The sequence below is a fragment of the Microbacterium abyssi genome (assembly GCF_015277895.1).
Lineage (GTDB): Bacteria > Actinomycetota > Actinomycetes > Actinomycetales > Microbacteriaceae > Microbacterium > Microbacterium abyssi.
On record NZ_CP063815.1, the window covers coordinates 242,634 to 255,088 of the forward strand.

The 12,455-nt window shown below is 67.4% G+C and carries 10 protein-coding genes; 4 read left to right on the top strand and 6 right to left on the bottom strand.

Annotated elements, in window-relative coordinates:
* Window positions 1–125: 125 nt before the first annotated feature.
* On the bottom strand, window positions 126–1,433 hold the full coding sequence (locus tag IM776_RS01240) for an Nramp family divalent metal transporter (protein WP_194421284.1): 1,308 nt from the start codon (window positions 1,431–1,433) through the stop codon (window positions 126–128).
* Between the two features lie 128 nt (window positions 1,434–1,561).
* A complete protein-coding gene (locus IM776_RS01245) occupies window positions 1,562–2,497 on the bottom strand; it encodes a dihydrodipicolinate synthase family protein (RefSeq protein WP_194421285.1) in 936 nt (311 codons plus the stop codon).
* Window positions 2,498–2,643: 146 nt separating this feature from the next.
* Here IM776_RS01245 and IM776_RS01250 point away from each other — a divergent pair, with 146 nt between their 5' ends.
* The 3 genes from IM776_RS01250 (at window position 2,644) to IM776_RS01260 (ending at window position 4,499) form a co-directional block, all read left to right on the top strand.
* Window positions 2,644–3,663 (top strand): LacI family DNA-binding transcriptional regulator, encoded by a 1,020-nt coding sequence (locus tag IM776_RS01250; RefSeq protein ID WP_194421286.1) that lies wholly within the window; start codon window positions 2,644–2,646, stop codon window positions 3,661–3,663.
* A 61-nt stretch (window positions 3,664–3,724) separates the two neighbouring features.
* A complete protein-coding gene (locus IM776_RS01255) occupies window positions 3,725–4,114 on the top strand; it encodes a VOC family protein (RefSeq protein WP_194421287.1) in 390 nt (129 codons plus the stop codon).
* A gap of 10 nt (window positions 4,115–4,124) precedes the next feature.
* A complete protein-coding gene (locus IM776_RS01260; RefSeq protein WP_194421288.1) occupies window positions 4,125–4,499 on the top strand; it encodes a nuclear transport factor 2 family protein in 375 nt (124 codons plus the stop codon).
* A gap of 12 nt (window positions 4,500–4,511) precedes the next feature.
* Here the strand turns inward: IM776_RS01260 and IM776_RS01265 are convergent, their stop codons facing one another.
* From IM776_RS01265 to IM776_RS01280, 4 genes are read right to left on the bottom strand one after another with little or no spacing between them, the layout of a single operon-like run.
* The gene (locus IM776_RS01265) at window positions 4,512–7,055 is read right to left on the bottom strand and encodes a DEAD/DEAH box helicase (RefSeq protein ID WP_194421289.1); all 2,544 of its coding nucleotides are present in this window, start codon (window positions 7,053–7,055) and stop codon (window positions 4,512–4,514) included.
* A gap of 57 nt (window positions 7,056–7,112) precedes the next feature.
* The gene (locus IM776_RS01270; RefSeq protein WP_194421290.1) at window positions 7,113–8,060 is read right to left on the bottom strand and encodes a BadF/BadG/BcrA/BcrD ATPase family protein; all 948 of its coding nucleotides are present in this window, start codon (window positions 8,058–8,060) and stop codon (window positions 7,113–7,115) included.
* Window positions 8,057–8,938, bottom strand: coding sequence for an N-acetylmuramic acid 6-phosphate etherase (locus IM776_RS01275; protein WP_194421291.1), 882 nt, complete (start codon window positions 8,936–8,938; stop codon window positions 8,057–8,059). The genes IM776_RS01270 and IM776_RS01275 overlap by 4 nt, the downstream gene beginning before the upstream one ends.
* The gene (locus IM776_RS01280; protein ID WP_194421292.1) at window positions 8,935–11,091 is read right to left on the bottom strand and encodes an alpha-N-acetylglucosaminidase TIM-barrel domain-containing protein; all 2,157 of its coding nucleotides are present in this window, start codon (window positions 11,089–11,091) and stop codon (window positions 8,935–8,937) included. Before IM776_RS01280 ends, IM776_RS01275 begins: the two co-directional genes overlap by 4 nt.
* Window positions 11,092–11,163: 72 nt before the next feature.
* Here IM776_RS01280 and IM776_RS01285 point away from each other — a divergent pair, with 72 nt between their 5' ends.
* Window positions 11,164–12,447 carry an ROK family transcriptional regulator gene (locus IM776_RS01285; RefSeq protein WP_194421293.1) on the top strand — a complete coding sequence of 428 codons (1,284 nt, stop codon included), beginning with the start codon at window positions 11,164–11,166 and terminating at the stop codon, window positions 12,445–12,447.
* The last annotated feature ends 8 nt before the right edge of the window (window positions 12,448–12,455 follow it).

The following is a 12,455-nucleotide window of genomic DNA, read 5'->3' on the forward strand; positions in this document are numbered from 1 at the left end:
GGACGATCTCGTAAGCGTGCGATCATGTCGGCGACGATCTTGGCCGATCCGTCCGACATCCGTGCAACGGGCCCCCGGGTGACGACGGGCCGGCGGTCGAGGCGACGCGCCGGCCCGTAGCCTCCTCAGCTGACGAGGGTGATCACCAGCCGGATCGACAGCAGCACCACGGCCACCAGTCCGATGATCCCGCACAGGTTCTGCCACCAGCGGTTGCGCATGTCGCCCATCAGCGTCACGCGGTTCGCCATGATGATGATCAGCGCTGCGAGGATCGGCGCGATGAGAACGGTCAGTGCCTGCGCGATGACGATCAGCTGCACCGGCGACGACTGGAAGACGACCGCGATGAGCACGCCGAACGCCAGGATGCCGCCGCTGACCAGCTTCGCTGTGGCCGAGCTCGACGAAGGACCCTTGCCCAGTCCGTCGGAGAGCATGGTCCCGCCCGCGGTGGCGTTGGCGATCATCGAGGAGAACGCCGCGGCGAAGAAGCCCAGCCCGAAGATGGTCGCGCCGACCGGTCCGGCGAGGGGCTCGAAGACGCCGGCGAGGGCCACGATGGTCGGGGCGGCCTCACCGGTGTGGCCGAGGACGGCTGCGGCGACCACGATCACCAGTGCCGTCATGATCCCGGGCGCGACGATCCCGGGGATCGTGTCCACCACGGTGACGTCGCGGTAGTCCGCCTCGGACCGGCCGCGCTCCTTCGTGCCGTACGAGGTGTAGAACGCGGCATTCACCGAGAAGTTGGTCCCGACGAGCGCCACGATCAGCAGCCAGGCGCCTCCCGGAGCTGTGGGGAGCAGACCGGCGCCGGCCGCAGCCCAATCCGGGTTCGCGATGAAAGCCGATGCGATGAACGTGATGGACATGAGCGCCACCGCGACGACGAGAACCTTCTCGATGACGCGGTAGACGTTGCGCAGCAGCAGGATGCCGGCCACCACGACAGTGCAGATGACCGTCCACATGATCGGGCTGCCGCCGAGGAGCATCGACAGCCCGAGTCCCGAGCCGACCGCGTTGCCGACCGAGAAGCAGAGGGTGATCAGGAAGACGCCGATTCCGGCGACGACGCCCACCCAGCCGCCCAGGTGATCCTTGATCGAGGAGATGAGCGAGATCGGCGACTTGATACCCAGTCGCACGCTCATGTCGGTGAGGAAGATCATGAGGATCGTCGATACGACGATCACCCAGATCAGCGCATACTGATAGCCGCTGCCGGCCTGGACAGCGGTGGTGAGGTTGCCCGGTCCGAACTGCCATGCCCCGGCCACGAAGGCCGGCCCGATGAGCGTCAGCTGCTGCCAGAACGACCGGCGGGTTCTGCGAGTTTCGACGATGTTCCTCATCGTCTCAGTCGAGACCCGGCCGTAGCCAGTGCCCGGGGTGGTCGAGGTGCGCCGCGTGGTCGATCGGTCACTCATGTGTGTTCTCCTTCATTGGAGGGCGACCCGATGGCCGCATAGTCGTCATTGACTGAGGTTCGACGCCTCGGTGACGCGCCGATGGTTCCGTCGGTGCTGCGACCGTGGGGCCGCAGCACCGACGGGGTTCATGCGGGGACAGCGACCTTGCCGAGTCCGGCCAGGGCGAACGCCGCCGCGATCTCGGCATCCGCTCCTTCCGGCAGGGGCAGGAGGGGAGTGCGGACCGTCGCGTGATCCAGGATGCCGCGCTGCACGAGGCCCCACTTGAGGGCAACCGTGCCCTCCATGTGGGAGCCGCGGTGGTACACGTTCTGGGTCACAGGGAGCAGTCGTTCGTGGATGGCGTGCGCGGTCTCGTAGTCGCGCGCCTTGCCCGCAGCGATGAGCTCGACGAGCGGCTCCGGTGCGATGTTTCCGTAGCCGACGAGCAGCCCGTCCACATCGAACATCGTCGGCAGGAGGTACTCGTCGTGGCAGGAGAGGATCTGCAGCTCGGGGTACGCGGCCCGAAGCGCGGGGATCTCGGTGTACCAGCGGCGCATGTTCCGCACGCCGTTCTTGGTCGCGAACACGCCCTCCTGGCCGGCGATCTCCAGCTGCGTGTCGAGGTCGTAGGTCGCCTTGGTGTTGTCGGGGTACTGGAACAGGATCAGCGGCAGGCCCGACTCCTCGTAGATCTCGCGATACCGCGACTGCGGCGCGCCCTGCTGGTATCCGAACCGCAGCCAGCCGTGGGAGGGGTAGACGAGCCCTGCCGCAGCGCCCGCGTCGACGGCGGCCTTCGCCTCCAGAGCGGCGGTCTTGTTGCCCTCCTTGGTGATGCCGGCCACGACCGGGACGCGTCCGTCCGTCGAGGCGACGAACGCCCGGATGACGTCGAGCTGCTCGCGCTCGGTGAGGAAGGTGCCCTCACCCGCGTGGCCGAGCACGACGAGGCTCTTGACGCCTTCGATCGAGCCGAGCCAGGAGCCGAGTCGCTGGATCGCGTCGAAGTCGACGTCTCCGTCCTCGGTGAACGGGGTGACAGGTGCGGGGCTGAGGCCGCGGAGATCGAGAGTCATCATCGTTTCCTTCTCTGGTTGCTCTTCTTCGAGATTCTCGCGTGAGATCGTTACCGGGAACGTTTGCAAGAACGATTGCAAGTATCATCGACAGTGCGCATCGTGTCAAGAGGCCGAAGCTAGAATCGCGAGGGGAGGGGGTCGTGATGGATACTCACGCCGAACGGCGCATCGTGACGCTGAAGGATGTCGCCGCGGCATCCGGAGTCAGCGTCTCGACGGTCAGCCGCATCCTCGACGACCGGACGCCGCCTTCGCGCTCCGCCACCGCGGAGCGCGTGCGAGGCGTGGCGGACGATCTCGGCTACCGGCGGAACGTCTTCGCCTCCGGCCTTCGCCGCGGCGCGACCGGAACCATCGGTGTGCTGGTGCCCCGGCTCACCGACAACGTCATGGCCCTGATGTTCGAGGCGATCGAGAGGGCGGCGCGGTCGCGCAGTTCGTTCGCCGTCGTCGCGACCTGCGGTGATGACCCGAACGAGGAGCGGCGCGCCACCGAGACGCTGCTCGGGCGCAACGTCGACGGGTTGATCCTTGCGACGGCCCGCTTGGACGACACGCTGCCGGCATCCCTGCGTGAGCGTGGCGTGCCGCACGCGCTGGTGCTGCGCACCGATGGGCAGAGCCCTTCGGCGCTCGGAGATGACGAGTCGGGCGGTTACTTCGCTGTCCGCCATCTGATCGACCTCGGCCACCGTGACATCGCCCTGATCACCGGCCCGTGGTTCACCTCGAGCGCCCGCGACCGTCTTTCCGGGGCGCGGCGCGCGCTGGCGGAGGCGGGCCTGGAGCTGCCGGATGAACGTGTCATCTCGACCGGGTACGGCATCGAATCGGGCAATGAGGCCGCATCGCGACTTCTTGCAGACGAGCCCCGGCGCCCTACGGCGATTTTCGCGGCCAACGACAATCTCGCGATCGGCGCGATGACGGCCGTCGGCGCGGCCGGATTGACGGTCGGCACGGAGGTGTCCATCGTCGGGTACAACGACATCCCGCTCGCAGGGATGCTCCCGGTCCCTCTGACGACGGTGCGCACACCGTTCGACCAGATCGCCGCCAGCGCGATCGAGCTGTTGGATGCGACGGGCATCGGCCAGCATGTCACTCGCACGCTTCCCACCCTGATCCCGCGATCGTCCACAGCACCGCGCGCCGACCGGTAGAGATGCGACCGGCGAACGTATCGCTCTCGACAACCGAGTCGAATCGGCGGATGCTGGACGCATGGCAGCTTTCACAGTGGATGGTGCGTTCAGCGGTTTCAGCGTCGACGACATCGACGCGGCGAAGGAGTTCTACGGAACGACGCTCGGGCTCGAGGTCGAGTCCAACCCGATGGGGTTCCTCGATCTGAAGCTGCCCGGCGGCGGATCGATCCTCGTCTACTCGAAGCCGAACCATACGCCGGCGAGCTTCACGATCCTGAACTTCCCGGTGGCCGATATCGATGCGGCGGTCGATGACCTCATCTCCCGCGGTGTGCAGACGAAGATCTACAGCGATGCGGAGTTCGCATCCGACGAGCGCGGCATCGTGCGGGGCGAAGGCCAGGGGCCCGACATCGCGTGGTTCCGCGACCCGGCGGGCAACGTGCTCGCGGTCATGCAGGGCTGACTGCGGCGACATGGACGCCACAGCCGAAGACCTGATCGCCCTCGAACACGACGGCTGGCGATCCCTGTGCGACGGGACCGGCGGCGACTACTACGGCGACCTCATGACCGCAGAGGGCACGATGATCCTGGCTCACGGATTCGCGCTGACGCGGGCAGAGGTGATCGCATCCCTCGCCGATGCACCGCCGTGGGAACGGTACGAGATCGAAGACGAGCGGGTGATCGCACTCGCTGAGGACGTCGCCTCGCTCGTCTACACGGGCCGCGGATTCCGGCCGGACGAGCCGCCGTTCGTCGCCCTGATGTCGAGCACCTACGTCCGTGAGGGCGGGCGTTGGCGGCTCGCGATCTACCAGCAGACCCCGGTGCCCCAGGACTCGTAGGAGGCGGGCGATTCAGAGCCGGTCGACGGCGGTGACCGTGACGACGGCTTCGCCGGCCTCGTCGGATGCTGCGAGGTCCACGGTCGCGGAGATGCCCCAGTCGTGGTCGCCGGACGGGTCGTCGAAGATCTGACGCGCGGTCCATTCGCTCGCGCCCTCGGTGAGGATCAGCAGCTTCGCGCCGCGGGCATCCGGACCGGTGAGGATCTCGTCGTGCTCGGCGAAGTAGGCATCCAGCGCGGCATCCCACGCGTCGGCCCCGAAGTCCGGATCGAGTTCGGCGAGAGCATCCACGTCCTCGAGGGCGGCGAGCTGGACGCGCCGGAACAGCTCGTTGCGCACCAGCGTCCGGAACGCTCGCACATTCGACGTGAGTCGCTTGGGCGCCGGAGGGACGATCGGTTCGTCGACGTGATCCGCTGCCTTCAATGCGCGCAGATCGACGACGCCGTCGTCGGTGCCGGCGCGCAGCTCCTCCCACTCATCGAGCAGACTCGAGTCGACCTGCCGCACGAGCTCGCCGAGCCACTCGATGAGATCTCGCAGATCCTCGTTCTTCAGCTCCTCGGGAATCGTCTGCGACGCCGCCCGATACGCGTCAGACAGGTATCGCAGCACCACGCCCTCTGAGCGCGCGATCTTGTAGTACGCGACATATTCCCCGAACGACATGGCACGCTCGTACATGTCGCGGACGACGGATTTCGGATGCAGCTCGAAGTCGCGGATCCACGGCTGCGCCGAGCCGTACGTCTCGAACGCCTGCTCGAGCAGCTCCTGCAACGGCTTCGGATACGTGATCTGTTCGAGCAGCTCCATCCGCTCGTCGTACTCGATGCCCTCGCGCTTCATCTCGGCGACGGCATCCCCGCGCGCGAGGAACTCCTGCTGGCTCAGTACCGCGCGCGGGTCGTCGAGCGTCGACTCCACGATCGAGATCATGTCGAGGGCGTAGGTGGCGGCATCCGCATCGAGCAGCTCGAAAGCGGCCAGTGCGAACGGCGACAGCGGCTGGTTCAGCGCGAAGTTGGGCTGCAGATCGACGGTGAGGCGGATCTCGGTGCGGCCGCTGATCTCGTCGAACCGCTGCTCGACGATCCCCGACTCCCGCAGCGTGCGGTAGATGCCGAGCGCGCGCAGCGCGAGGAGTCGCTGACGTGCACGCGGTTCGTGGTTGTCGTATACCAGCGCGCGCATATTGGCGAACACATCGCCGCCGCGGCCGATGACGTTGAGCATCATCGCGCTGGTGATCTGCATGTGCGAGGTCAGCGTCTCGGGATCGGCATCCACGAGCTTGCGGAAAGAGGGCTCGCCCCACGACACGAACCCGTCCGGGGCTTTCTTGCGGATGAGCTTGCGCTTCTTCTTCGGGTCGTCGCCGGCCTTCCTGATCGCCGCCGCGTTCTCCGACTCGTGCTCCGGCGCCTGTGCGACGACCGTGCCGGCGGTGTCGTATCCGGCCCGGCCCGCGCGTCCGGCGATCTGATGGAACTCGCGGGCGTTCAGCTGCCGCATCCGCGTGCCGTCGAACTTCGTCAGCGCCGTCAGCAGCACCGTGCGGATCGGCACGTTGATGCCGACGCCGAGCGTGTCGGTGCCGCAGATGACGCGCAGCAGGCCGCGCTGTGCGAGCTGCTCGACGAGCCGGCGGTATTTCGGCAGCATCCCGGCGTGATGCACGCCGATGCCGGCGCGCAGGAACCTCGACAGTGTCTTGCCGAACGCCGTCGTGAAGCGGAACTCGCCGATCAGCGCCGCGATCTCGTCCCGCTGCTCCCGCGTGGCGATCTTCGTGCTCGACAGCGCCTGCGCGCGCTCCATCGCGGCGGCCTGCGAGAAGTGCACGACATAGATCGGCGCCTGCCCGGTCCTGAGCAGGTCCTCGACGGTCTCGTGGATCGGCGTGAGCTCGTAGTAGAAGTGCAGCGGCACCGGCCGCTCGACCCCCGTCACGGTCGCGGTCTCGCGCCCGGTGCGACGGGTCAGATCCTCGGCCAGCTCGGTGACGTCGCCGAGTGTGGCCGACATCAGGACGAATTGCGCCTGCGGCAGTGTCAGCAGGGGAACCTGCCACGCCCACCCGCGATCGGGGTCGGCGTAGAAGTGGAACTCGTCCATCACGACCTGGCCGACTTCGGCCGACGGGCCTTGCCGCAGGGCGATGTTCGCGAGGATCTCGGCGGTGCAGCAGATGATCGGGGCCTCCGCGTTGACCGACGAATCCCCGGTGACCATGCCGACGTTGTCCGGCCCGAAGATGTCGACCAGCGCGAAGAACTTCTCGCTCACGAGAGCCTTGATCGGCGCCGTGTAGTAGCTGCGGCGGCCTTCGACGAGTGCGGCGAAGTGCGCCCCGATCGCGACGAGCGACTTCCCGGTTCCGGTAGGGGTCGACAGGATCAGGTTGTTGCCCGAGACGATCTCGATGACCGCCTCGTCCTGGGCGGGGTACAGCTGGATGCCGGTCGACTCCGCCCATTCCACGAACGCCGTGTAGACGGCATCGGCATCGGAGCCGTCGGGAAGGGTGGCCGGGTCGAGAAGCGAAGGCATGATCCTTCGATCATCCCTCATGCGCCACCGGCGACGGGGCGGTGGCGCAAGGCGTTCTCAACCCTGTGCGAAAACTTCCAGGAATGGCGGGTTCGAGCGAAGGTCGACTTCGAGCGCAAGGCGCAGTGCACCATGGGCGGAAGAGGCGAGGGGCTCTACAACAATCGCGTCAGGCCGCGCGGCGAGAAGCTCCGAACGGAACGACTCGAGAACGAGGTCGCCCGCGGCGAAGACGCCGCCGGCCCACGAGAACACCGGACCGACGTCGCGCGCTGCGGCCGCGGCGGTCAGCGCCAGGTGCCGGCCGGCTTCGCGCCAGATCGCCTGAGCGATCGCGTCGCCGGCGCGCGCGGCGTCTGCGACAGCCGGCGCGAACTGTCCGAACAGGATCGCCGGGGCGCTTGATGCGTACAGCTGACGAACGAGGCGGTCGGTGCCGTCGAAGCGATCGATGAGTGAGTCGAGCAGCATCATCGACCCGCCGCGACGGCCGTCTGCGGCGTGCATGGCCGCGCGCAGTCCGCGCTGACCGATCCATGCGCCGCCACCCTGGTCGCCGAGAAGGAGGCCCCAGCCGTCGGCACGCACCCATGCCGTGTCGTGGTCTGTTCCGAGCGCGATCACGCCGGTGCCGGCGGCGACGACGGTGCCCGATCTGAGGCCCAGAGCGCCGACGTGCGACGTGTACGCATCGGCGGCGAGCACCACGCGACGTGCGCCGAGCTGCGACAGAAGCATGTCGGCCAGACGGCGCGGTGAGTCGACGAGGTCGGGAAAACCGGCCATTCCGATGGTCACCGCATCGATCGTGGGAGAGCTCTCCGAGAGCTGGGCCCGCACCTTTGCTCCCAGCAGGCGCGCGAGCGCCTCGACATCGACATGCCCGTTGAGTCGGGGCAGCGGTTCCTCGGTGACGATATCCGCTCTCACGCCATCGAGGAGCGTTGCGATCCGGATTCCACTTGCTCCGACGTCGATTCCGACCGCTCCCTGCGTCGGGCTCATATCTTGCTCATGGCGCGTCGTACCGATCCCGTTTCGTGCAGAGCCTTTGTGGCGGAATCCACCGTACCGCCGGTGAGAAGGGCGATGAGCGCTACCGGCACCCGTCCCGCGGCCTCATCGAGAACTTCACGGCATCGCGCCTCGGGCGCCTCCGATGCCTCGACCAGAATCTGTATCGCGCGCTCGCGCAGTTTCCGGTTCGTCGCGACCATCTCGATCATCAGGTTCGAGTATGTGCGACCGAGGCCGATCATGACAGCGCTGGAGAACGCGTTTAGCGCGACCTTCGTCGCTGTTCCTGCCTTCATGCGCGTCGAGCCGGTGATGGGTTCGGGACCGGTGTCGAGGGCGACGAGGATGTCGGCGAGCGCGCCGAGGTCGCTCGCCGGGTCGTTCGTGACGAGCGCGGTGAGCGCGCCCTGCGCCCTGGCTGAGGCGAGGGCGCCCTTCACATATGGCGTCAGGCCCGATGCTGTGATCCCGACGACGACGTCGTCGCCGGTCACCTCCGTGGCGTCCCGCGCTCCGGCGTCTTCGGCATCTTCTTCGTCGATCGAGGAATCGGCCAATGCGGCCGGCCCGCCGGGAAAGTGAGCGATCACGCGATCGCGCGGATAGCCGTATGTCGGGTTCAGCTCGGTGGCGTCGAGCACCGCCAGCCGACCGGATGCACCGGCGCCGAAATAGTGCAGGCGCCCTCCAGCAGCCAGGCGCTCGCGTGCGCCATCGACGAGCTTCGCCAGGGAGGGGATCGCGCTGCGCACAGCCGTGACGGCGACGGAATCCTCGTGGACGATCATCTCAAGAGCCCGCGCGCTGTCGACGAGGTCGATGTCGGTCGTCGCGGGATTGCGTTGCTCCGTCGGCCGATCGATCATGACCGGTGCTCCGTCTTCTCTCGTGTCGTGTCGCCTCGCGGTCGCACCAGGGTGCGATAGATCTCATCGAATCGCAGGAGAGCGGCGCGGGTCAGCGTGGTGATGTCGTCGGCTGTCCGCGGTGCTTCGCGCACGCCGGTTTCGATGAACTCGCGCCACACCTCGTCGAGCCGTCGTTCGAGGTCGTCGCCGTCGTACTCGAACCAGGCCTGCCACCGGTGCCGGTAGTAGCCGAGGAGGCCGTGCCAGGCGCGTGCCGAGTAGTCGTCGAGCTGACGGCGCGGCTCGTTGTTCCAGCTGGTGAGGATCTGACGCGAGGCTCGGATGGAGACTTCGTCGCTCGACGGCGACCCATCGGTGCCGCCGAGCCATGTGGACAGGCGGAGCTCCGGCCGGGTCGCCAGCACGGCATCGAGCGCATCAATGACGGCGAGCACCTCTTTCGCCTGAGCCGGGTTGCCGAGAGCCTCGGCCGCGGACCGATTCGCCCGTGCGGCGACGGCGTCGAACAGCCGGCTCGCCCACGCGATCGTCGCATCGGCGAGGTCGTGGCCAAGAGGCCCGGCCACCAGGTCGGCATTCGTCTCCGCGGCGCTCGCGAACAGCGCGACCGCCTGTTGAAGTCGGGCGGGGTCGAACCAGACGAGAGACTGCACCGAATCTTCGACGACCGCGGCGCCGGGCGCCAGAGCGGTCGTCGGCCTCCTCGTCATCAACCCCAGGAAGTCCTCCGGAAATACCCTCTGACCGCTCGGACTGTAGACGGTGTCGAGCAGTGCCTGCCACGCCTCGACGGCATCCGGCATCGCGCGCCCGTAGCGTTCGACGGCGAACCGGGCCGTCCATGTCCGCACATCAGGGATCTCCGCCCAGGCGAGATCGGCGACCAGCTCGAAGAAGTAGGGGTTGTTGCGCGTCGCCTCCATCGTCAGGCCCAGTCCGACGGGGCCTCTTCCGCTGTCGCGTGCCCTTTCGAACTCGTCGACGGCTTTCTGGACATCGCCGATCGGCTCGCTGCGTCCGCCGAAGTTGAGCAGAGCACACCACATCCATGGACGGCCGAAGAAGCCGTCGAAGGATTCCCACTGCGGGTCTTCCTCCGCCCACAGGTCGAGCACGATGAGCTTGTTCGGCGGAATCGCTTCGAGGAATGCCCGTACCCGCTCCGCCGACCAGAACTCCGGCTGGTAGGAGAACGGCCACGACTGCAGCACCCAGGTCGCATCCGGGTCGACGTCGACGAGCGAACCGAGCAGGGCATCGGCGACGATCGCGGGGTAATCGACGCTGTCGTCGACCGGGAGCATTTCGATGAAGGGATCGGCGGCGTACAGGTGGTCGGTTCCGAAGCGTGCCTGCTGCGCTCGGGCGATGGCGGTTGCGACTTCCGCGAAGGCCGGATCGCCGGGGTGCAGCACATGCGTCGTGAACCCCTGCCATTCGCGAGGGGTGACGCGATCGGCGAAAAGCTCGCGTGGCACGTTCCCGTTGAAGGCGGGTAGCACCGGCGTCATTCCGAGTGAACGCTCGCGATCGAGGATGCGACGCCCGAGCTGTGCGCGAGCGTCGATCTGCTCACGTGTGGGCGAGCCGATCGCCGAATCCAGGTTGCCCATCAGCGTGAAGGCCGCATACGCATCGGCTCCGATGAAGCGGAGTGCGTCCTGCTCGCTCAGTCCGAGCTCTCGGTACGCGTCGAGCAGCACGGCCTCATGGCCGGTGGCGGCGAGCGGAAGAGTGACGCCGTGCAGCGCCATCCAGTCGATCTCGCGCTCCCACTGCTCCCACGTCCAATGGGCCATGGTGTAGCTGAACGTGCAGAAGTTGAAGATGTACTGCTGCGATACGCGGGCCTCCCTCTCTACGGGCGGCACGTCGGGGATGGTCGCCACCCGAACCGGAAGCGCTGTGTCCCAGTGAACAGCCACGCCCGCGATCTCGCGCAGGAAGCTGTGAACGGCCACGCACGCGCTCACGGCATCGGTGGCCGCGATCGTCAACGCGCCAGCGGTCGCACTGTAGTGGTATCGCCGGCCGGGCGCTGTCAGGCGGCGCACGATGAGGCGGCCGGGCAGGCCGCCCGTGACGCGGGTGACGAGGGCGGCGACAGCATCGGCCCAGGGGGCCTCTTCGACATCGAATTCGTATGGCATCGGGGCGATGCTATCCACAAGAACTTAGTTTTGTACAGTCCGTATGTATGTTACGGTGACCAAGAATTGCCAATGAAGTCAGGGAGACTCGTGCGCACCCAAGTCGCTGTCGACACGCAGATCATGCGAGGTATCAACGCCTCCGCCATCCTCAGCGTGCTGCGCACCGAAGAGCGGATGAGCGTTTCGGACCTCTCCCGGCGAACCGGAATCTCGCGTCAGGCCGTCACGCGCTCGCTGACGGCTCTCGAGACCGCGGGCTTGGTCGCCTTCAGTAAGCCCGATGCCGCCGAACCGCGATCAGGCCGCCCCGCGCAGCTGGTCAGGTTTCGCGCGGAAGCGGGTGTCGTGCTCGGCGCGTCGGTCACGCCGCGGGAGGTCCGGGTGGTCATCGCCGATCTTGGCGGGACGATAACGAGCGATCGGGTGGTCGCGATGTCGGCCGACGACCCGGTGAAGTCGGTTACCGAGGCGATCGCCCTGGCGCTGGAGAGTGCAGAGGCGTCGAGCGGCGATGTCTGGGCCGCCACGATCGGTTCGCCCGGCATCGTCGACACCGACCTCGGGGAGGTGCGCTTCATCCCCAGTCTTAGCGCCCTGCAGGGCGACGTGCTCGTGCGCGCCGTCGCGGGTGCGCTGGAATGTCCGGTCGAGATCGACAACGACCTGAACCTCGCCACCGAGGGCGAGCTCTGGCGCGGCGATCTGCATGACGTCTCGTCGATGGTGCTGATCGAATGGGGAGAGCGGGTCGGCGCCGGGCTGGTGCTGAACGGCGCGCTCCATCGCGGAGCCTCCAACGACGCCGGCGACGTCGGCTTCATCCCCGTGCTGACCCAGGTCGGTGAGCCTCCCACTGTCCTGCCGGGACAGACGCTCGGACCATTCGAGAACTGGGTCGGCGCACGGGCGATCATCTCCGCCGCAGAGCGCGCCGCCGAAGAGGCATCCGACGCCGACCTCCTCGCCGCCCTCGACGGCAGCGACGACGCCTCCGGGCTCGATACGGTGCTCAGGGCCGTCGCCGAGGGGGACGACGCCGCGCTTCGGGCGATCGAGGTCATCGCCGGGCGCTTCGCGTCCGGGCTGACTGTCATCCGTGCCCTCATCGATCCGCAGCTCGTGCTCATCGGCGGACCAGTGGCCGGCTTCGGTGACGTGCTCGTGAACGCCCTGCGCGAAGCCCTCGAGCAATCCGTCCTCAATCCTCCCGCGATCGAGCTCTCGGCGCTGGGCGACGACGCGATCGTCCACGGAGCGATCCATCGCGCCCTCGAGCACGTGCAATCGACTCGCTTCGCTCCGTTCGAGATGACCGAACGGGCGAAGCCCCAAGCCAGGCACCACAGCAGGTAACGCATCCA